This is a genomic window from Exiguobacterium sp. s102 (assembly GCF_018618635.1).
Classification (GTDB): Bacteria; Bacillota; Bacilli; order Exiguobacteriales; family Exiguobacteriaceae; genus Exiguobacterium_A; species Exiguobacterium_A oxidotolerans.
Genome location: NZ_JACSML010000001.1, coordinates 728,409 through 750,379 on the forward strand (window position 1 = coordinate 728,409; position 21,971 = coordinate 750,379).

The 21,971-nt window shown below is 48.8% G+C and carries 19 protein-coding genes, 1 pseudogene and 1 riboswitch; of the genes and pseudogenes, 18 read left to right on the forward strand and 2 right to left on the reverse strand.

Annotation, left to right across the window (positions count from 1 at the left end):
• Positions 1 to 45: 45 nt before the first annotated feature.
• From coaBC to KNQ02_RS03570, 11 genes and pseudogenes are all read left to right on the forward strand, one after another.
• Positions 46 to 1,236 carry a bifunctional phosphopantothenoylcysteine decarboxylase/phosphopantothenate--cysteine ligase CoaBC gene (gene coaBC, locus KNQ02_RS03525; RefSeq protein WP_214801877.1) on the forward strand — a complete coding sequence of 397 codons (1,191 nt, stop codon included), beginning with the start codon at positions 46 to 48 and terminating at the stop codon, positions 1,234 to 1,236.
• Positions 1,233 to 3,557 (forward strand): primosomal protein N', encoded by a 2,325-nt coding sequence (gene priA, locus KNQ02_RS03530; protein ID WP_214807306.1) that lies wholly within the window; start codon positions 1,233 to 1,235, stop codon positions 3,555 to 3,557. The genes coaBC and priA overlap by 4 nt, the downstream gene beginning before the upstream one ends.
• 9 nt (positions 3,558 to 3,566) lie before the next feature.
• Positions 3,567 to 3,998 (forward strand): annotated as a pseudogene (gene def / locus KNQ02_RS15790) (peptide deformylase); the annotation flags it as partial.
• Positions 3,999 to 4,031: 33 nt separating this feature from the next.
• Positions 4,032 to 4,952, forward strand: a complete 921-nt coding sequence (gene fmt, locus KNQ02_RS03535) for a methionyl-tRNA formyltransferase (protein WP_371816402.1) — start codon at positions 4,032 to 4,034, stop codon at positions 4,950 to 4,952.
• Positions 4,949 to 6,277 (forward strand): 16S rRNA (cytosine(967)-C(5))-methyltransferase RsmB, encoded by a 1,329-nt coding sequence (gene rsmB / locus KNQ02_RS03540; protein WP_214807310.1) that lies wholly within the window; start codon positions 4,949 to 4,951, stop codon positions 6,275 to 6,277. The genes fmt and rsmB overlap by 4 nt, the downstream gene beginning before the upstream one ends.
• A 61-nt stretch (positions 6,278 to 6,338) precedes the next feature.
• A complete protein-coding gene (locus KNQ02_RS03545; RefSeq protein ID WP_088837400.1) occupies positions 6,339 to 7,073 on the forward strand; it encodes a Stp1/IreP family PP2C-type Ser/Thr phosphatase in 735 nt (244 codons plus the stop codon).
• A 2-nt stretch (positions 7,074 to 7,075) separates the two neighbouring features.
• Complete coding sequence (gene pknB, locus KNQ02_RS03550; RefSeq protein ID WP_214765174.1) at positions 7,076 to 8,992, forward strand: Stk1 family PASTA domain-containing Ser/Thr kinase; 1,917 nt, start codon at positions 7,076 to 7,078, stop codon at positions 8,990 to 8,992.
• Positions 8,993 to 9,028: 36 nt separating this feature from the next.
• Complete coding sequence (gene rsgA, locus KNQ02_RS03555) at positions 9,029 to 9,934, forward strand: ribosome small subunit-dependent GTPase A (protein WP_088837398.1); 906 nt, start codon at positions 9,029 to 9,031, stop codon at positions 9,932 to 9,934.
• Position 9,935: 1 nt separating this feature from the next.
• Positions 9,936 to 10,592 (forward strand): ribulose-phosphate 3-epimerase, encoded by a 657-nt coding sequence (gene rpe / locus KNQ02_RS03560; RefSeq protein ID WP_029330870.1) that lies wholly within the window; start codon positions 9,936 to 9,938, stop codon positions 10,590 to 10,592.
• Positions 10,593 to 10,612: 20 nt separating this feature from the next.
• Positions 10,613 to 10,719, forward strand: a riboswitch (TPP riboswitch).
• A 64-nt stretch (positions 10,720 to 10,783) separates the two neighbouring features.
• Entirely contained in the window at positions 10,784 to 11,344 is a 561-nt protein-coding gene (thiT, locus tag KNQ02_RS03565; protein ID WP_029330869.1) for an energy-coupled thiamine transporter ThiT, read from the forward strand.
• 2 nt (positions 11,345 to 11,346) lie between these two features.
• Entirely contained in the window at positions 11,347 to 11,946 is a 600-nt protein-coding gene (locus KNQ02_RS03570; protein ID WP_214807312.1) for a thiamine diphosphokinase, read from the forward strand.
• Positions 11,947 to 12,576: 630 nt separating this feature from the next.
• Here KNQ02_RS03570 and KNQ02_RS03575 read toward each other — a convergent pair.
• Together KNQ02_RS03575 and rpmB are read right to left on the reverse strand one after the other, a co-directional pair.
• A complete protein-coding gene (locus tag KNQ02_RS03575; RefSeq protein WP_214765172.1) occupies positions 12,577 to 13,989 on the reverse strand; it encodes an amino acid permease in 1,413 nt (470 codons plus the stop codon).
• A gap of 139 nt (positions 13,990 to 14,128) precedes the next feature.
• Positions 14,129 to 14,317 carry a 50S ribosomal protein L28 gene (rpmB, locus tag KNQ02_RS03580; protein ID WP_023468758.1) on the reverse strand — a complete coding sequence of 63 codons (189 nt, stop codon included), beginning with the start codon at positions 14,315 to 14,317 and terminating at the stop codon, positions 14,129 to 14,131.
• Between the two features lie 284 nt (positions 14,318 to 14,601).
• Between rpmB and KNQ02_RS03585 the strand changes: the two genes are divergently transcribed.
• The 7 genes from KNQ02_RS03585 to plsX all read left to right on the forward strand — a co-directional run bounded on the left by KNQ02_RS03585 (position 14,602) and on the right by plsX (position 21,971).
• On the forward strand, positions 14,602 to 14,964 hold the full coding sequence (locus KNQ02_RS03585) for an Asp23/Gls24 family envelope stress response protein (RefSeq protein WP_029330866.1): 363 nt from the start codon (positions 14,602 to 14,604) through the stop codon (positions 14,962 to 14,964).
• 25 nt (positions 14,965 to 14,989) lie between these two features.
• Entirely contained in the window at positions 14,990 to 16,663 is a 1,674-nt protein-coding gene (locus KNQ02_RS03590; RefSeq protein WP_369834716.1) for a DAK2 domain-containing protein, read from the forward strand.
• A 92-nt stretch (positions 16,664 to 16,755) separates the two neighbouring features.
• Positions 16,756 to 17,418, forward strand: coding sequence for an L-serine ammonia-lyase, iron-sulfur-dependent subunit beta (sdaAB, locus tag KNQ02_RS03595; protein ID WP_088837393.1), 663 nt, complete (start codon positions 16,756 to 16,758; stop codon positions 17,416 to 17,418).
• 4 nt (positions 17,419 to 17,422) lie between these two features.
• Positions 17,423 to 18,319, forward strand: coding sequence for an L-serine ammonia-lyase, iron-sulfur-dependent, subunit alpha (gene sdaAA / locus KNQ02_RS03600; RefSeq protein ID WP_088837392.1), 897 nt, complete (start codon positions 17,423 to 17,425; stop codon positions 18,317 to 18,319).
• Positions 18,303 to 20,333 (forward strand): ATP-dependent DNA helicase RecG, encoded by a 2,031-nt coding sequence (recG, locus tag KNQ02_RS03605; RefSeq protein ID WP_214807314.1) that lies wholly within the window; start codon positions 18,303 to 18,305, stop codon positions 20,331 to 20,333. The genes sdaAA and recG overlap by 17 nt, the downstream gene beginning before the upstream one ends.
• A gap of 85 nt (positions 20,334 to 20,418) precedes the next feature.
• Positions 20,419 to 20,985: a transcription factor FapR gene (gene fapR / locus KNQ02_RS03610; protein WP_029330861.1), complete on the forward strand. Its 567-nt coding sequence runs from the start codon at positions 20,419 to 20,421 to the stop codon at positions 20,983 to 20,985.
• A complete protein-coding gene (gene plsX / locus KNQ02_RS03615; protein WP_029330860.1) occupies positions 20,985 to 21,971 on the forward strand; it encodes a phosphate acyltransferase PlsX in 987 nt (328 codons plus the stop codon). The genes fapR and plsX overlap by 1 nt, the downstream gene beginning before the upstream one ends.

The window sequence follows — 21,971 nt, forward strand, 5'->3', positions numbered from 1 at the left end:
CCACTCCTCATTGTGGCTGTTTTTTTCAATAAGGAGGAGTTCAATATGCTAACGAATCGTAATATCTTACTCTGCGTCGGAGGTGGAATTGCCTCCTATAAAGCGGCAGCACTCGCCTCGAAACTTGTCCAGGCGGGGGCGAACGTCCAAGTCGCAATGACGAAAAATGCGCAACAATTCGTCGGGAAGACGACGTTTGAGGCATTGACACGGAAGCCGGTCTATGATGATGTCTTCATCGAACATGATGCTTCGAAAATCGCGCATATCGATTTAGCGGACGAGGCGGATTTGATTGTCGTCGCTCCAGCGACAGCGAATTTGATTGCCAAACTCGCGACAGGCATCGCCGACGATTTCATCACGACGACGATTCTCGCTGCGAAGTGTCCTGTCGTCGTCGCACCGGCGATGAACGTCAATATGCTCGAACATCCGGCGACAGTCCGAAATCTCGATCAATTGATGGCAGACGGCGTCCAGGTGATTGCACCAGGAGTCGGTAATCTTGCTTGTGGATGGGTCGGGAAAGGACGTCTTCCGGAGCCTGAGGATTTAGTCGAGACCATCAAAGGGCTCTTCGAGACGAAACCACTTGCCGGGCGTCATGTATTAGTCAGTGCCGGTCCGACAATCGAACGGATTGATCCGGTCCGTTATCTAACAAATGATTCGTCCGGAAAAATGGGTGTTGCGCTAGCAGAAGCAGCACGTGATTTTGGCGCTACGGTGACACTCGTCCATGGACCGATTAAAGGCGAATTGCCGAGCGGGATGACGACAGTGGCGATTGAATCAGGAGACGAGATGCTCCATGAGATGCTTACGCGTTATGCGGCACAAGATTTAGTCATCATGGCGGCAGCAGTGGCCGATTATCGTCCAACGGTTCAATATACGAAAAAACAGAAAAAAATCGATGGGCCGTTACGGATTGAACTCGAAGAGACGACGGACATTTTACGGACGTTGGGTGAGCAGAAGACGCATCAAGTGCTTGTCGGGTTCGCGGCTGAGACGGAACAAGTCGAAGTTCACGCTCTGAAAAAACTAGAGCGAAAGCATGCTGATTTTATTGTCGCAAATGATGTCTCCCGTCCGGACATCGGATTTTCAAGTGACGAAAACCAAGTGACGGTTTTCGGGAAAAATGGTCCCGCTAGACACTACGGTCAACAACTGAAAACGGATTTAGCGAAAGTTTTACTGGAACAATTCGCTGAGGTCTTACGATGATTGCTGAAGTCATCGTCGATGTAGCAGCAGCGACCGTCGACCGACCGTTCGATTATGAAGTACCGGAATTGTGGCAGAATCTTGTCGTTCCCGGCATGCGAGTCGAAGTACCCTTTGGGCCACGGGCGTTACTTGGCATCGTCGTCGCGACAAAGGAAGAAAGCGATTTGACACGGATTAAACCGATTGTCCGTGTTCTTGATGAAGTTCCGACCTATACGGAGGAACTGTTAGAACTTTCCTCGTATCTGTCGGAGACGACACTTTGTTATCAAGCGACGGCGTTACTCGCGATGTTACCCGCGGCGTTAAAGGTCAGTTATGATAAACTGATTTTGACGGAAACTGCTCGATTTTCGAACTGGAACCGCAAAAAAATCAGTCAGTTCCCGAGTGAAGTCCAACAGGAAATCTTACTTGCCGCACGCCAAGGCGAGATTGAGCTCCAACCGGTCGTCAAAGAAAAAAAGACGACGAAAACGGACAAACGGATTCGCCTGCTCGATCCGTCGATTCCGTTGTCGAGTCAAGCAACGAAACAAGTATTGTTGCGGGACTATTTAATCGAACAGAAAGAGACGATGTGGAGTCACGTCATGCATGAGCTCGATTTGACATTAAGCATCGTCCATACGCTAGAACGTAAAGGTGTCCTCAGTGTCGAAACGGTGGACATCCATCGCAATCCCTACGAACACTTGACGCAGGATATTTTTACGCCCGCGATGCTGACAGCTGATCAACAGGCGGCGGTCGACGCGATTACGGCACCGGACGAAACGGCGACCTTTTTACTGCATGGTGTGACCGGCAGTGGAAAAACGGAAGTTTACCTCGAGTCGATTCACGCGATGCTTGAACGGGGACGACAGGCGATTTTGCTTGTGCCCGAAATTAGTCTGACACCGATGATGGTCAAACGATTCAAGCGTCGGTTCGGGGAACGGGTCGCCGTCTTGCATAGCGGGTTGTCGCTCGGTGAGAAGTACGATGAATGGCGCAAGATTGCGCAAGGGGAAGTCGATGTCGTCGTCGGGGCACGCTCTGCCGTGTTTGCACCACTGACGAATGTCGGCATCATCATCTTAGATGAAGAACATGAAACAACGTATAAGCAAGAAGAAAATCCAAGGTACCATACGCGAGATGTCGCCACGTGGCGGGCTGCGTTCCATCATTGTCCGGTCGTCCTCGGAAGTGCGACACCGATTCTTGAGACATACGCCCGGTCGCAAAAAGGGGTCTATCAGTATTTACCGCTCAAGGAACGATTCGGTGGCGAGTTGCCTCCGGTCGATATCATCGACATGCGTAAAGAACTCGAGCGCGGGAACCGGACACCGTTTAGCTTGCCGTTGATCGAAGGAATCAAACAACGGATTGAGCGGGGCGAACAGACAGTCCTGCTACTCAATCGACGTGGTTATACGACGTTTGTCCTGTGTCGTGATTGTGGAGAGACGTTGCAGTGTCCGCACTGTGCCGTCAACTTGACGTATCATCAACAAGCCGATCGTCTCAAATGCCATTACTGTGGTTTCGAGGCAGCGATGCCAAAAGAATGTCCATCCTGTTCGTCGAAAAAAATTCGACAGTTCGGGACGGGGACGCAAAAGATTGAAGAAGAACTGGCACATTTGATTCCGGAAGCGAAAATCATTCGAATGGATCAAGATACGACGTCGCGTAAAGGCGCACACGAAAAGTTACTCAATGCGTTTGAACGACGCGAGGGAAACATTTTACTCGGGACGCAGATGATTGCGAAAGGGCTAGATTTTCCGAATGTCACACTCGTCGGTGTCATCGCAGCAGATGCGACACTTGGAATTCCTGATTTTCGGGCGAGTGAACGGACGTTCCAGTTGATTACGCAAGTCTCCGGACGCGCCGGTCGCGGTGAACTGGCTGGGCAATCCATCATCCAAACGTACAATCCCGAGCATTACGTCATCCAAACCGCAAAGCAACATGATTATGAAACGTTTTATAAACGTGAGATGCAATTACGTAAACTAGGTGGGCATCCCCCATTTTGGTTTTTAGGACTCATAACGATTTCAGCGGCGCATCCGCTTGAAGCGCAGGCGGAAGCGGAAGCAATTGCGGCACAACTACGACATCTTGAGTCAGACGACCTCGTCGTCAATGGTCCGCTCGATGCACCGCTCGCCCGACTGAAAAACATGTATCGGCAGCAAGTCATTATAAAACACAAAGGTCAAGAAGAGGTGCGGGAGGCACTCCGCGCGATGCTCGCATTACGCATCAAACAAAAGATCCAAGTAACAGTGGATTTAAATCCATTCGTATTTATGTGAGGTGGCAGTATGTATAAAGTAGTAGAAGTTCCAAATGACGTATTGCGTCAGACGTGTCAACGCGTCACGAAGTTTGATAAAAAGTTAGGCAAGATGATCGATCGAATGTTCGACACGATGTACGAGTATGACGGCGTCGGACTCGCAGCACCACAAGTTAATCAGCCGATCCGTGTCGCCGTTGTCCATACCGATGACGAGACAGGTCCGATTGAGTTGATCAACCCGGAAATCCTCGAATCAAGTGGATCGCAAATCGATGACGAAGGGTGTTTGAGTATGCCTGGTGTCTTCGGTCCTGTCGAACGATTCGACCACATCGTCGTCAAAACACAAGACCGCCTTGGACGCAGCGTTAAAATCAAAGCAAGTGGTTTTTTCGCGCGTGCAATCCAGCATGAGATGGATCATCTCGACGGCGTGTTGTTCACGGATAAACTCGTTGAACAGGATGCGGCACCACGTGTCGTTTTCATGGGGACGCCTGAATTTGCAGCGAGTACGCTCCGTGAAGTGATTGATGCTGGGTACAATGTCGTCGGTGTCGTCTCGCAACCGGATAAACCGGTCGGACGAAAGCGCGAAATTAAACCGACACCGGTCAAAGAAGTCGCACTTGCCCACGCGATTCCTGTCTTGCAACCAACGAAGATTCGCGAGGATTACCAAGACCTGCTCGACCTGAACCCGGACATCATCATCACGGCAGCTTACGGACAAATCGTTCCGTCGGCCGTACTTGAGGCTCCGAAATATGGCGCAATCAATGTCCACGCGTCCTTGTTACCGAAGTACCGCGGTGGGGCGCCGATTCACCAAGCCATCATCGATGGTGAGACGGAGACGGGCGTGACAATCATGTATATGGTCGATCGCTTGGACGCGGGAGACATGTTATCAAAAATCATCGTCCCGATCGAAGAACGGGATACGGTCGGTACGATGTTCGAAAAATTGAGTGACGCTGGAGCACGTTTATTGATTGAAACACTCCCGCAGTTATTTGCCGGGACATTAACACCGGAAGCACAACGGGAAGAGGATGTAACATTTTCTCCGAATATCAGTCGGGAACGGGAACGGCTTGACTTCTCTCGCCCGGGGGAAGAACTTTATAACCAAATCAGAGGAATGAACCCATTCCCGAGTGCCTATACGCTACTTGGCAAAGATCGACTTAAAGTCTACTTCGCTGAGAAGTGTGAAGGGACCGGAACACCAGGAGAAATCATTGCGCTCGAAAGTGATGGTCCGGTCATTGCGACGGGCTCGGATATCGCCTTGAAACTCGTCGATCTCCAACCTGCCGGAAAGAAACGGATGGATGGTGCGACCTTCATGCGTGGGATTGGTCAGACGCTCGAAATCGGACAGAAAGTAGGCGAAGACGCATGAATGTACGCGATGCTGCAGTCACGACGTTATTGAAAATTGGACAAGGTGGTGCATTTTCGACGATCTCCGTCCACCAAATGCTTGAAAAACGGGCGATTTCAAAAGCCGATGTCGGATTATATACAGAACTCGTTTATGGAACGCTTAGCCGCGAACTGACACTCGACTATATCCTCAATCCGTTGCTCGCGTCACAAAAAAAACTCGATCCCTTCATGCGACCGTTGCTCCGGATGAGTGTCTATCAGTTATTTTATCTAGACCGGATTCCGGATCACGCCGTCATCAACGAAGCGGTCGAAATCGCGAAAACGCGTGGAAAACCGCATATCGCAAAAGTTGTCAACGGTGTCTTACGTAACGTTTTACGTCAAGGGAAACCAGACTTCTCGACGATTCCTTCAACGAGCAAACGAATCAGCATTGAGACGAGTCACCCGGAGTGGCTTGTCGAGCGCTGGATTGAATTGTTCGGGGAAGACGAGACGTTGAAGATTTGTCAAATCAACAACGAAGCGGCACCCGTCACGGTCCGCGTCAATCGGAATAAAGCGACCGTCGAAGAAGCCGTCGAATTACTCGAAGCCCAAGGTGTCTTTGCTAAAGCAGCCGCCGTCGCCCCGGACGGACTTGAAATCATCAGTGGCAGTGTCCAACAAACGGATTTACTCGACCGTGGGTATCTCTCGCTTCAAGATGAGAGTTCGATGCTCGTTGCGCGGGCCGTCGGAGCAGAACCGTCTGACCATGTACTCGACAGTTGTGCAGCACCGGGTGGGAAAGCGATGCATATTGCTGAAGGATTGACGACAGGTTCGTTGACGGCACTTGATTTACACACACATAAAATTAAATTACTAAAAAAACAGGCAGAACGGCTTGAACTCGATACGGTAGAAGCAGAAGCCCTCGACGCACGAAAAGTCGGCGACCGGTTCGATGCAGAATCGTTTGACCGGATTCTCGTTGATGCACCGTGCTCTGGACTCGGTGTCATCCGCCGGAAACCCGACATTAAATGGACAAAGCAACCAGAAAATTTAACACAGTTACCTGTCATTCAGCGACAAATCATCGAGGCAGTTCTTCCGCTCGTCAAGCGCGGAGGGACATTCGTCTATTCGACGTGTACGATTGATCCAGTCGAAAATGAACAACAAACGGAATTTATCTTAAGCCAAGGGTTTGTTTTTGATGAGTCGTTCAAAGGGCGAATGCCAGAAAACGTGCAGGCGTTGATTTCAGAACGGGCAGAGCTCAAGTTGCTTCCGACGACGCTTGGGACCGACGGATTTTACATCGCAGCCTTTAAAAAGCAAGGATGACACGCACGCTGAATTTTCTTAAATGCATCAACAGTAGGTGAGATAGAAGAGGAGGACGGTCATGGAGTTAGCTTATCTGACGACGACTGGAAAAGTGCGATTGCAAAACGAGGATACGGTGTTACTCGTTGGTGATGAAAAACAAGGGCTTGCCGTCGTCGCTGACGGAATGGGTGGTCACGCGGCAGGTGAGAAGGCAAGCGCGATTGTGCATCAAGTATTTGCTGATGCCTATGCGGACATGCCAAGCCGACCAGCTGAATTATCTTCTTGGATTGAACAGCAAGTGCAGGAAGCCAATTCTAAAATCTTACAGTACTCCAAGACAGAAAACTTGGCCGTCGTCGGAACGACGATGGCGTGTGTCTGTTGGTCGGACGAACTCCTCGTTATCGGTCATGTCGGGGATAGTCGAGTCTATGCGATTGAAGAAGGTCAACTGAAGCAACTGACAGATGATCATTCTTATGTCAATATGCTTAAGCAATTAGGTGAACTGTCGGAAGAAGAAGTCGAAAATCATCCACGTCGAAACGTCATCACGCGCTCGATTGGCTCGAACGAACTCGTCGACGTCGACGTCCAAGTCCGGGATGCACCAGATTATGAAATTGTCCTCGTCTGTAGTGACGGATTAACGGATGAAGTCCCTTATGAAGTAATACAACAGCTGCTACAAGAAGATGCGCCACTCGAGCAAATCGTTGAACGATTAGTTTTTGAGGCGAATGAGCGGGGTGGAGCAGACAACATCACCGTTGCTGCCATCCGTTTCAAAGAAAGAAAGAGGGGCTGAATATGCGATACGGAGATCGATTAAATGACCGCTACCGCATAGAACGGCTAGTTGGAAATGGCGGGATGGCGAATGTCTATCAAGCTTATGATGAAATCTTAAAACGGAATGTCGCAATCAAAATTTTACGGACTGAATTTTCGCATGATGAACAATTCATTCGGCGCTTTGAGCGCGAAGCTCATGCTGCGACAAGTTTGAACCATCCGAATATCGTTGCCGTCTATGATGTCGGTGAAGAGGATTCGATTTACTATATCGTGATGGAGTTCATCGATGGGATGACGTTGAAAACCTACTGTGAAGGACGACCGCTCGCAATCAATAAAGCGGTTGAAATCATCAGTCAGATTTGTGACGCGATTGATCATGCCCATGCCCATCGCATCATCCACAGAGATATAAAACCACAAAATATGCTCGTCCGAGAGGATGGTACGGTCAAGGTGACGGACTTCGGTATTGCCGTCGCGATGTCGAACGCGACATTGACACATACGATGTCCGTTCTTGGTTCAGTGCATTACTTCTCACCTGAGCAGGCAAAAGGAAAATTTGCCGATGAAAAATCGGATATTTATTCGCTCGGTGCTGTCCTTTATGAACTCGTGACAGGACACGTCCCGTTCGAAGGAGATTCACCCGTTGCCGTGGCATTAAAACACTTGCAAGATACAGCGCGGCGGCCATCCGTCTTGAATCCTGCCGTGCCGCAAGCGCTAGAAAACTGTATCATGCAGGCACTAGCGAAGGCCCCGCACGATCGGCAACAATCCGTTGCTGAATTTCGGGAAGATATGGTGACGGCATTATCTGTTGAACGAGCAGATGAAGGGGTTCGCGGGGAAGATCCGATGGAGCAAACGATGGTGTTAAGTCCAGTCTCGACTCCGTCCGGAACTCCGGTCAAGGAAGAAGAAGCTACGGTCGCGACAGTTGTACCGAAACAAAAGAAAAAAAAGCGATGGTGGATTGTGCTCGTATTCCTCCTCTTACTCGGAGGTGCCGCGACGACGTTCGCGATGTGGCCGGATCCGACGGTCGTTGTGCCGGATGTCGCAAAAGAAGATGCGGACGAGGCCGAAAAACAACTTGAGAAACTCGGTTTTATCGTCGAATCGACTAAGCGATCGAGTGATACGATTGATGAAGGACTTGTCATCAGTCAAGCACCGCGGGCAAAAGTGACCGTCAAAAAAGGTTCGACGGTCAATCTTGTTGTCTCGACGGGCAGTGATCCGGTCGAAGTGCCGGATGTAACGGACGAAACAGAGAAAAAAGCGACCTCGATCTTGAAGGATGCTGGGTTCTCAAAAGTAGATGTCGAAAAAGAAGAGTCGGAAGACATTAAACAAGGCAATGTCATCCGGCAATCGATTTCAGCCGGAACAGAAGTGATTGCAAAGGAACAGACGATTACAATCACGGTATCCGAAGGTTCGTCAGCGTTTGAATTGAAGGATTTGACGAACATGTCGAGTGCTGAAGCAAAAGCGTACTTGGACGCGACAGGTCTCGACGGTACATTCGAACAAGAATTTTCGAGTGAAGTCGAACTGGACCAAGTCATTCGTCAATTTCCGCAAGCGGGTGTCAAAGTCGAGCCGAACGATTCCGTGACGGTCTTTATTTCAAAAGGGGAGGAAGAACAAACCGTGACGGCGACCTTCCCGGAAAAAGTAGCCTACGATGCTGTAGGTGAAGGGGATGAAGATCCGCCGCGGCAAGTCATTCGAATCGAGACGGATGATGCTAAAGGGAAACGTACGGTGATTGAAGAGTCGATTGACAGTGATGAAACATTTGATGTTCCGGTGACGATTGATCCGGGCGAAGAAGGAAAAATCACAATTTATAAAGATGATGTAGTGTATCGCTCGAAAACGATTACCTATAAACAAGCGAAAGCAGAACAATGAGTGTGCTACGAACCGCAAATTGAAGGAGGGCATGGGATGGCAGAAAATCGTATCGAAGAAAATCGGGACGGGACGATCATTCGTCTACAAGGTGGGTTTTATGATGTCATGACGACGCAGGGCGAGGTGCGATCGCGCGCTCGGGGAAACTTCCGAAAACGTGGTATCAGTCCTGTTGTAGGAGATGAGGTCGTATTGCATATCGAAAGCGAAACTGGATACATTTTAGAAGTGAAGGAACGGCAAAATTTCCTGGTTCGTCCACCGGTCGCAAACATCGATCAAGCGTTGCTTGTCGTCTCAGCAGCAGAACCGGACTTTTCAGCCCATTTGCTCGATCGATTTTTAGTCTTAATCGAAGCAAAAGAGATTCAACCTATCATTATCTTGACGAAGATGGATTTGTTGCAAGGAACAGCGGAAGCAGAAGTCCGGACGGCGATTGCCGGTTACCGACAAATCGGTTATCAGGTGATTGAGACGTCGAGTGAGACGCTAGAAGGGGTAGAGGAAGTCCGCCCGCTACTCAAGGAAAAAACAAGTGTGCTCGCGGGACAGTCGGGAGTCGGAAAAAGTTCATTGTTGAATGCGCTCGATGCGACGCTCGATCTCGAGACGAGCCACATCTCGAAATCGCTCGGACGCGGACGACATACGACGCGTCATGTGACGTTAATTCCGCTTGCAGAGGGCTTGATTGCTGATACGCCAGGGTTTTCGAACCTCGATTTTCCACACGAGATGGAAATCGAAGAATTACGTTGGTGTTTTCCAGAATTCGTCGCACGGCAAGATACGTGCAAATACCGTGGTTGCCTGCATTTAAACGAACCAGGCTGTGCTGTCAAAAAATCAGTTGAGGGAGAAGAAATCATGTCCTCACGCTATACGAATTATGGTATGTTTGTAGAGGAAATCAAGAATCGAGCGCGGAGGTATTGAAATGATTAAAATCGCACCATCTATTTTATCAGCAGATTTCGCCAACCTAGAACGAGACGTTAAAGCTGTCGAGGCGGCAGGAGCAGATTACATCCATTTCGACGTCATGGACGGCCAGTTCGTCCCGAACATTTCATTTGGTCTACCCGTCCTCAGTAGTCTTCGTCAAAAGACGGACATGGTCCTTGACGTTCATTTAATGATCGATCGACCAGAAAACTTCGTCGAAGCGTTTGTAGCGGCAGGAGCGGATATCGTCACCTTCCATGTCGAAGCGACGAATCATGTCCATCGTGTCTTGCAACAAATTAAAGGGGCTGGAGCAAAGGCCGGCGTCGTGCTGAATCCACACACGTCACTGTCGACGATTGAACATGTCCTAGAAGAAGTCGACATGGTCTTGTTGATGACGGTCAATCCAGGATTTGGCGGACAAGCTTTCTTGCCGAGCGTCATGACGAAGCTGAAGCAATTGGCGATGATCAAAGCAGAGCGCGGTTTGACGTTCGAAATTGAAATCGATGGTGGTGTCAACGCGGAAACGGCAAAACTGTGTATCGACAATGGGGCAAACGTCCTTGTCGCAGGTTCTGCAATCTACAATGCACCAGACTATGCGGAAGCCATCACTAGTATTCGAAACGCGGCTCACGTATAATAGAGCCAAGACAATTAAATTTTGACCGCAAGGGGTGTCGCGTCAAGCGGCTGAGAGAAGTGAGTAGACTTTAACCCTTCGAACCTGTTCCGTTCAGACGGACGTAGGGATGTGGCGCACGCAGGCAGTACGGCGTCCGTCGTACTGCCTTTTTGTTGTCATCATTATTTTATTTTTAGGAGGAACACAGTATGAAACGATTACAAATGTTAATGGAGATTGCGATTTTCGCGAGTCTCGGTGTTGTATTTGATTTATTGATTCCGTTCAAAATGCCACAAGGCGGATCCATCAGCTTAGCGATGTTACCGATTTTCGTCATGGCCTTTCGTCACGGCGTCGTTGGTGGTGTCATCACGGGTGCGCTCGTCGGAACGATTCAATTGATGTTCGCTCCGCAAGTCTTGACGGTCGTCCAACCGCTGCTTGACTATACGCTTGCATATGGTGTCGTCGGTTTGAGTGGAGTGTTTGCAGGCCAAGTCAAAAAAGCAGCAACAGAAGGTCAAAAAAAGCGTCTCATGACGATTGTTTTGTTTGCGACCTTGTTAGGTGCCGGTCTACGTTACATCTGTCATGTCATCAGTGGAATCGTCTTTTTTGCAGAGTATGCCAAAGGACCGGTCGTTCCTTACTCGTTCATTTATAACGCGACGTATATGGCTCCGTCGTACGTTTTATGTGGGGTCGTTGCAGGTATTTTGCTTACGACAGCACCACGTCTTTTACGTTACTCCGCTCGCGGTATTTAAAGATGAGAGTTTTAATCGTTGCGGCAGGACCGGCAGAAGACGTCCCGACGCTCGCACCATTCGTGAAAGACAAGACGATGATTATCGGTGTTGACGGCGGGATTGCGACATTAGTGGAGCAAGGACTTGATTTTGATGTGGCAATCGGTGACTTTGATTCGCTCGGATACGTTCCGGATGGTGGATTGCTTCATCCGGCAGAAAAAGATGAAACGGACTTAGAACTAGCGTTACGTTACGCTACCGAACAGGCTGCAGGTGCTGAACTACTCATCTTTGGTGCGACGGGTGGTCGGCTCGACATGACGCTACAGAACGTCTATTTGTTAAAACAATTTCCGATGGCACGACTCGTGACGAAACGTGAGGATGTCCGGTACTGGAAAACCGGTCAGTACGAACTCGCGTCTGAAGGGTATCATTACCTGTCATTCATTCCCCTTGTCCCGTCGAACTTGACGTTACGCGGCGTCAAATACCCCTTGACGGAGCATCCTGTTCCGGTCGGTGGTTCGCTGACGGTCAGCAATGAGTGGGTTGGTGTTGCGCAAGTGACGGTCGTCGAAGGGGAAGTCCTCGTCCTGCGCACGCATGAAAATTGAACTACCTCCACCTACGCTACGCTAAGAGGTGGAGGATTCCTGAGTTATCCGACCTATCGATCGAAACGTTATCAGGCTAACCCCGTCGTCCCGACGGTTGAACGTTAATCTTGTCCGTTTCTTTTGTGCGGATGCCTACTCTGCTTGGTTTTCGCTACTTCGGTCATCCGCAAGGTGAACGTTGAAGATTTTACGTGACAGACGAACTTCCTGTCACAACCCTATATCTTCAGTTTTCAAAGAACGTGACATTTTAATTATCCCTGCTTTTGCTTGTTGTTAAACCAAAAAAATGTAGGGCAATTGACGTGTCGTAAGACACGCCTTGCCCGAAGGCGATTCATCTCCCACCTACGCTGGGCTTCGCCCCAAGACGCTTAGAGGTGGGAGTATTCTCGCCTGATTTTTGATAAAAACGCGATAGACGCGATTCCATCATATCTCGCTGATGCGACCGGGACATGCGTTCTTCAAGTACACGTCATGACGTCATGAACAAAAAGATAGGTATGGCAAACGCCGATGACTCCGTATGTAAAACGGAAGCATCGGCGTTTTGATTTATTAGTCAGTCGACTGTTTAAGTTCAACGGATTCCGGCACCCGGTGTATCCAGGGCCAGATAACAAGTCATCGTTGTTCGTTTTGAAGTGTCGAACTGGCTGCTTGTTGTTCGCTTTTTGCAGCGATATGTTTTCCTTTGACGAAAAGATGGTAACTTGCCCATGTCAGTAGGAAGAAAGGGACGCCGAGATATAAGGCGACGCGTTGATCGGCTTGAAAACCTAAACTGATTAAGACGAGCAGATTGAGTGAGAATGAGAGGATGGGTAAGACTGGGAAGAACGGTGTTTTGAACTTCAGTTCGTCAAGCGTGTGTCCTGCCTTGATGAATTGGCGTCGGAAAGCGATTTGCGAAGCGGAAATCGAGATCCAACCGACTTGTGCTCCGAGACCGGCGATGGATAATAGCCAGATGAAGACGGTATCTTCTGCGAAGAATGCCGTCAATAAGGATAACATCGCGAACAGCATCGTGAACGTTAAGGCGCGCATCGGCACACCCCGCTGATTGACGATGGCGAGTTTCTTTGAAATCATGCCTTCTTGCGACATCGACCAGAGCATGCGTGTCGCAGCATACAGTCCAGAGTTTCCGACGGATAAGAGTGCCGTCAAAACGACGATGTTCATCAAATCTGCAGCATATGGGATACCGATTGCGTCAAATACCATGATGAAGGGACTGCTGATGCCGCTCGCCGATTCATACGGAATTAAAGCCCCGATAATTGTAATCGAGAGGACGAAGAAAATAAACGTCCGCCAAACCGTATTACGAATCGCTTTCGGAATCGATTTTTCTGGATCACTCGATTCCCCGGCAGCGACACCAATCAATTCTGTTCCTTGGAAAGCGAAGTTGACGGCAATCATCGTCGTCAAGACGCCGAGAGCCCCGTTCGGAAACCAGCCGTTCGCCGTGAAGTTCGCGAACAACGTAGCTGGTCGTTCAGCCGCCATATCAATCCATCCGAACCATGCGGCTCCCCCGAGTCCGATGAAGAACAGGATGGCGAGTACTTTAAGACTTGAAAACCAAAATTCTGCTTCTCCGAATGCTTTCGCAGAGATCGCGTTCAATCCGAATAAGATGACGGTAAATAAGGCGCACCAGATGACGACGGGAACCTGTGGAAACCAGCGATCCATCAGACTACCGGCAGCTGTGATTTCAAGAGCGACGGTCACGGCCCAGCCGAGCCAATAAATCCAACCGACGGCAAAACCGATGCCTGGACCGATAAAACGTGTCGTATACGTTTGGAATGAACCGGACACAGGCATGTGGACAGCCATCTCTCCTAGACAGAGCATCGTTAAGTACATGATTGTTCCGCCGACGATGTAACTGAGGACCGCCCCGAGTGGTCCTGCTTGCGAAATCGTCAACCCTGAACCGAGAAATAACCCCGTCCCGATAATACCACCAAGCGAAATCATGAATAGATGTCGGCTTGTCATGGCTCTTTTTAACTGCATGATGAATTCCCCCTTGAGCAATAAAGTAACTGCCAACTTATTGTAAGCGTTTTCAAATGCTGCGACAATTACTTTAGGAGAAAAATAAAAAAGACGACAAAAAAACCGGAAGGGAAGATTCCCGTCCGGTTTTTGCGCCTTATACGCGTTCGACTTTACCTGATTTAAGAGCTCGAGCTGAAACCCAAACCTTTTTAGGTTTACCGTCAACGAGGATACGTACTTTTTGTACGTTGACTCCCCAAGTGCGTTTCGTTTTGTTCAATGCGTGTGAACGGTTGTTTCCCGACTTCGGCGATTTTCCAGTAACGTAGCATTTACGTGCCATGCGTTCCGCCTCCTTTTATGTTGTTTTGCGTTCGTCCTAATAGACACTTTGCTATCTTAGCATGGTGTCAGGACGGTTGCAACATAAAAAAAGTAGCTGACAAGAAAAAAACTTGACAGAGAACCTCAAAATTTAAAATAATGGATGAGGATGATGGTAAAAGTTCATTTGACCGCTACTATTTTTCACTTATTCATTGTATAGTCAGTACGGCGACTTTTCAATAGTAGGTCCTTATAGTAGAATTACGAGAAGAACACAATTAGTTAAAGGGGGCTACTCAGGTGGCGATCGAGATGAAAACGACCTATGGAAAGATTGATGTAGATAATGATGTCGTCGCGCAACTGGCGGGCGGAGCAGCAATGGAATGTTTTGGTGTCGTTGGTATGGCATCACAATCACAAATCAAAGATGGGCTAGCTGAATTATTGAAACGTGAGAATTTTGCACGTGGCGTCATCGTTCGACAATCTTCAGAACAAGTTCACATCGATATGCATATCATTGTGAGTTACGGTACGAAAATTTCTGAAGTCGCGAACAATGTTCAAAGCCGTGTTAAATATACGTTGAACCAAGCGTTAGGGTTAGAAGTGACATCTGTAAATATTTTTGTCCAAGGAGTCCGTTTGACGAATGTCTAAGACGGAAATAGAGGAGGAAACTTTAGTGAGTGTAGATCGTTTAACAGGAGCCCAATTAGTCAAGATGATTCAAAATGGCGCGGCAAATCTCTATCAAAATGCAGATTTCGTCGATTCACTGAACGTGTTCCCTGTGCCGGATGGCGATACAGGAACGAACATGAACTTGACGATGACATCTGGATCGAAAGAAGCAACAAACGCAACATCTGATTCTGTCGCAGACGTCGCATCAATATTCGCACGAGGTCTTTTAATGGGGGCACGTGGGAACTCTGGTGTTATCTTAAGTCAATTATTCCGTGGTTTCTCGAAATCGATTGAAGGAAAACAAACAATCGATACGAAGGAATTCGCAGATGCCTTGCAAAAAGGTGTTGATACAGCATACAAGGCCGTCATGAAGCCAGTCGAAGGGACGATTTTAACAGTTGCTCGTGAAACAGCAGTCGCTGCGATCGCACAATCGGAAACAACGACGGACTTACTTGAATTGATGCGCGGGATTGTCGAAGCATCAAAAGTTTCACTCGAAGGAACACCCGATCTTTTACCGGTCTTAAAAGAAGTCGGTGTCGTCGATTCTGGTGGACAGGGACTTGTTTGTATTTATGAAGGCTTCCTTGCGACACTCGAAGGAAAAGAACTTGAAAAACCGCATGCTCCTGTCATGGAAGCACTCGTCGAAGCAGAGCATCATAAATCGGCTCAAAGCTTCATGTCGACAGAGGAAATCCATTACGGTTACTGTACAGAAATCATGGTTCGTTTCCAAGATGATAAGTTAGCGAATGCACCGTTCAGTGAAGAAGCATTCCGTAACGAATTATCTGAGTTCGGAGATTCACTGCTCGTCGTCGCAGATGAAGAGTTGCTCAAAGTTCATGTCCATGTCGAGACACCAGGTGATGTCATCAACAAAGGACAAAAATTTGGTGAGCTCGTCGCGGTTAAAATCGAAAACATGCGCCAACAACACTCAACGATTTTAGAAGAAGAAGGCGTCAATCACGTAACAGCTCCAGTTGCAACGAAAGCGAAAGCGAAATCTGCACTCGTCACGGTCGCAATGGGCGAAGGGATCAGTGAGCTCTTTAAATCACTCGGTGTCAGCATCGTCATCGAAGGTGGACAGACGATGAATCCATCGACGGAAGATATCGTCAAAGCGATTGAAGACGCGCATGCGGAGCACGTCTATGTGTATCCGAACAACTCGAACATCATCATGGCGGCTGAACAAGCAGCATCTGTTGCATCATGCGGCGTGACGGTCGTGAAATCAAAAACGGTCCCACAAGGACTGGCTGCGACAATCGTCTACAACCCGGAAGCGACAGTCGATGAGAACGAGCGTCACATGATGGATGCGATTGGTGCTGTCAAGTCAGGACAAATCACATATGCTGTCCGTGATACGAGTATCGATGGTGTCGAGATTAAAAAAGATGATCACATGGCGATTGCGGAAAAACAAATCGTCGCAACGGATCACTCGAGTCTCGGTGCAGCGAAGAAACTCATCGATACGCTCGTCACGGAAGATGACGAAATCGTAACGATTTTATTTGGAGAAGGCGTAGCCCAAGATGAAGTCGACGAGTTAGTCGCTTACATCGAATCTGTCAATCCGGACGCTGAAGTCGAAGTTCACGACGGAAAGCAACCGCTCTATTCATATATTCTTAGTGTTGAATAAAGAATAAAGGTGAAGTTACCTTTTCACGAATCCCACCATCTGCGATAATAGAGGTGGGATTTTGTTTTGTTTAAAAGAGAGGGGGAAATGAAATGAAGTATCGTAGTGTATTTGATATCATCGGTCCTGTCATGGTAGGACCATCGAGTTCCCATACGGCAGGAGCAGCACGAATCGGTTTGATGGCGGGTAAGTTGTTCGGGGAAACGCCAACAGACATTTATATCACGTTTTATGGATCATTTGCCGATACGTACCGGGGGCACGGAACCGACGTAGCGATCATTGGTGGGGTGCTTGGTTATGATACGTTTGATGATCGGATTCCTGAGTCGATTAAAATCGCCGAAGGGAAAGGGATTCGGATTCATTTTGAAACGAGTGAAGCACTGACGGACCATCCGAACACGGCGCGAGTCCATTTGACTGACGGAGAAAATCAATTTGAACTCGTCGGCATTTCAATTGGCGGAGGAACGATTGAAATTACAGAATTGAATGGTGTACCGTTGCGCCTCTCAGGTGGCGGGCCGGCACTTGTCGTCCTGCACCACGACCGTTTCGGGGCGATTGCGGCAGTCACAAGTATTCTCGCAGACTATGAAATTAACATTGGTCACATGGAAGTGTCGCGCCACGAAAAAGGACGTCAAGCCTTGATGGCGATTGAAATCGATGATCGGATGCCTAAAGAAGTGCTTGAAGAAATTAACCGGTTACCACAAGTCGAACGATCCGTCATGATGGGAGAGTGAAGAAATGTTTAAATCAGTAAAAGAACTCGTAGCACTCGCTACGGAAAAGAATGTACCGATTTCAGAAATCATGATTGAACAAGAAATGACGGTCCGCCACTTAGAGCGTGATGAAGTATACGCAATGATGGAACGGAATTTACAAGTCATGGAAGAAGCTGTCGAACGGTCATTGACAGGCGACGGTGTCGAATCGGTCACCGGTTTGACAGGCGGGGATGCAGTCTTACTGCAACGATATCGGGCGTCAGGGAACGGGTTATCGGGAGATCTTTTGTTAGATGCCGTCAGCAAAGCCATCGGAACGAATGAAGTCAACGCGGCAATGGGGAAAATCTGTGCGACACCAACAGCAGGGAGCGCGGGCGTCGTCCCAGGGACGTTGTTCGCCGTCAAAGAACGGCTTCAGCCTTCACGCGAGGAGATGCTCCGATACCTTTTCACATCGGGTGCGTTCGGGTTCGTTGTTGCCAATAATGCCTCCATCTCAGGTGCGGCAGGCGGATGCCAAGCGGAAGTAGGTTCGGCGACAGCAATGGCTGCAGCTGCCATCGTCGAAATGGCAGGAGGCACACCGGATCAATCGGCGCATGCGTTTGCAATTGCTTTAAAAAATATGCTTGGTCTCGTCTGTGACCCAGTCGCTGGACTTGTCGAAGTCCCGTGCGTCAAACGAAATGCGATGGGAGGAGCGAATGCGCTCGTCGCAGCAGATATGGCACTGGCTGGAATCACGTCACGTATTCCGTGTGACGAAGTCATCTCGGCAATGTATGAAATCGGTCAAATGATGCCTTCTGCCTTACGTGAAACGGCGAAAGGCGGTCTTGCGAATACACCGACTGGACGCTGGCTCGAGTCGAAGATTTTTGGAGATTTATCGAATGAATCCATCAAGTGAGGTCACGGCACTTAAGGGAGTCGGGCGTGATTTGGCAACTAAGCTTGCAGAAATGGATATCGTAACGATCTCGGACGTGCTGGAGCACGTCCCATTTCGTTACGATGATTTCGTTACGGGGAGTTTGACGGAAGCCATCCATGAAGATAAGGTCAAGTTCACAGGTCAAGTTCAATCAGAACCGCTCGTTCGTTATTACGGAAAAGGTAAGAATCGGCTAACGTTCCGGTTACTTGTCGAAGAACGGTACAGCGTCACGGTGACGATGTTTAACCGTGCCTTCTACAAAGCCCAGTTGAAGTTAGGGGAAGAAGTGACGGTCAGCGGCAAGTGGGATTTGCACCGGATGACGATTTCAGCGACGGAACTTCAATTCGGGGCGATCGAAGGTGAACTGACACCCGTCTATTCCTTAAAAGGTGACATGCGGATGAAGACGTTCCGCCGTGTCGTCGAACTCGCTTTCGCAGCAGTAGAATCAGTCGGGGAGCGGGTGCCCGATTCGATTCGGACGGCGTATCGTCTTCTCGACCGGATGACGATGCTGAAGGCGCTACACTTCCCGACGCATCGAAAAGAATTGACGGCGGCGAGAAGAAGTTATGTGTATGAAGAGTGCCTCTATTTTCAGTTAAAGCTTCAGACATTACGACTTGGAAAGCGGCAGGGACAAGGCATTGCTTTACCGTTACATCAAGCAGCCGTCGACGAGTTCATTGCAGGACTGCCATTTCCGTTGACAGGCGCTCAAAAAAGAGTGACAGAAGAAATTTTGAGTGATATGCATCGAGCAGAGCGAATGAATCGGTTGCTGCAAGGAGATGTCGGAAGTGGGAAGACCGTCATCGCGGCGATTGCCCTGTTCGCGACGATTCGTGCGAACAAGCAAGGTGCCTTGATGGTTCCGACTGAAATACTAGCGGAGCAGCATGCTTCGTCACTTGCCCCGTTACTCGAACCATTCGGGATTAAAGTCGGTCTCTTAACGAGTTCTGTCAAAGGAAAGGCTCGTGTGTTATTGCTAGAAGCCTTACGGCAAGGAGAAATCGACATCCTCGTCGGCACCCATGCCTTGATTCAGGATACAGTCGTCTTCAAGGACTTACATTTAGTGATTACGGACGAACAACATCGGTTTGGTGTCGAACAACGGAAGCGCCTCCGAGCAAAAGCAGCGCAAGCAGATGTCCTCTATATGACGGCGACACCGATTCCGCGAACACTTGCGATTTCTGTGTTTGGCGATATGGATGTTTCGATCATCGACGAGATGCCAGCAGGGCGTAAAGAAATTGAAACGTACTGGGCAAAACCAGAACAGATTGAACGTGTCTTTGGTTTTGTTGAGAAGGAATTACTTCTCGGGCGGCAAGCCTATGTCATCACGCCATTGATCGAGGAATCTGAATCGCTTGATGTTCAAAATGCAATGGAATTGCATGCCGTTCTCGTCGAACGTTTCCGCGATCATCAAGTTGGTTTGATGCACGGACGTCTCGGCTCGTCTGAAAAAGACGAGGTCATGCAAGCTTTCAAGGACAATCAGGTCCAAGTCCTCGTCTCGACGACTGTCGTCGAAGTTGGGGTGAACGTCCCGAATGCCTCAATCATCGTCATTTACGATGCAGAACGATTCGGTCTCGCGCAACTGCATCAATTGCGTGGACGTGTCGGACGAGGGGATTCGCAGTCATATTGTATCTTGATTGCTGATCCGTCGTCTGACACCGGGAAAGAGCGAATTAAGACGATGACAGAGACGAACGACGGCTTCAAATTAGCGGAAAAAGACTTAGAACTACGCGGATCGGGTAATTTCTTTGGGACAGAACAAAGTGGATTGCCACGTTTCGTCCTGACAGATCCTGCTCTCGATATTCAAATCATGGAAACAGCCCGGAACGACGCCGTCCGTTTGTTACGTTCGGATGCCTTTTGGCAAACATCGGACTACGACGTGTTACGCCATTATATCGAAGAGCAAGGACTGCTTGACGGAGAAAGAATTGAATAATACTTGAAAGTGAACAACGGGGGATATATACTACTATTAGTACCAGGTGATAATAGTGATTATCCTTCTTGTAGGAGGAACGTACATGCGGGTACCTAAAAAAGAACGGCAAGTAGAACTACAGCATACGATTGAACAAAACCCATTCATCACGGATGAAGCACTTGCGCTTCATTTTAACGTCAGCATTCAGACGATTCGGCTCGATCGAATGGAATTGAAAATCCCTGAATTACGGGAACGGATTAAACACGTCGCGACAGAACGACTCGATGACGTGCGTACTTTGACCGAAAGCGAAGTCATTGGTGATATGATTGACCTGAAACTTGATACATCTGCGATTTCGATTTTAGAAATTTTGCCGGAACACGCTTTTAGCCGGAACGCGATTGCACGCGGGCATATTCTGTTCGCTCAAGCCAATTCGCTCGCCATCGCGTTAATTGATGACGAGTTAGCATTGACGACACGAGCAAACGTGCAATTTACACGATCTGTCCATGTTGGAGAACGCGTCGTCGCGAAAGCGTTCGTCAGTTCCCATCGACAAGATGGACGATCAGACATCAACGTCGAAAGTTATGTCGGTGATGAGTGTGTCTTTATCGGTGAGTTTACGGTGTATCGTAGTAGTAAGGAGGAATCATGATGATTTTAGCAGTAGATGCAATGGGTGGTGACAACGCCCCCCGTGCGATTGTCGAAGGTGTGATCCAGTATTTAGGGGAGCGCCCGAAGGCGGACATTGAAATTCGATTGGTTGGAGATGAATTGAAGTTACGTTCTTACGACATCAAGGATTCCCGTGTGACGATCGTTCACGCGGCGACTGTCATTACTGGAGAAGACGAACCGGTCCGTGCGATTCGACGGAAAAAAGATAGCTCACTCGTTGTGGCTGCAAACCTGGTGAAAACAAAAGAGGCGGATGCCTTGATTTCAGCAGGCAACACGGGAGCACTGATGACTGCCGGATTGTTTGTGATTGGTCGAATCGAAGGGGTTGACCGTCCTGCGCTGGCCCCGACTTTCCCGACAAGAAACGGAAAAGGTGTCGTCATCTTAGATGTCGGTGCTAATCCGGATGCAAAAGCAGAACATTTGCTTGATTATGCCATCATGGGATCAGTCTACGCAGAACAAGTTCGTGGTATCAAACAACCGAAAGTTGGTCTGCTCAATATCGGCTCAGAAGCTGGTAAAGGCAATGCACTGACGAAGGAAACATATCCCTTACTTGAGACTGCCCCTATTCATTTTATTGGGAATGTCGAGGCGAGAGAAGCGATGAGTGGTGATGTGGACGTGATCGTCACAGAAGGATTTGCAGGGAATACGTTGTTGAAAAGTACGGAAGGTGCTGCAAGCATGATTATGGGTGTCATGAAGGAACAGTTCATGAGTTCATTCAGTTCGAAAATCGCGGCGTTAATTTTAAAGCCGAAACTTAAAAAAATGAAGCAATTGCTCGCGTACGAAGAATATGGTGGGGCCGGGTTGTTCGGAATTGCGGCACCTGTCATCAAAGCACACGGCTCGAGCAATGCTTATGCCTTCAGTCGTGCGCTGGCACAGGCTGAAATGATGGTCGAGCAACACGTCGTTGCGAAAATCATTGAAGCGAAGACAAAATAG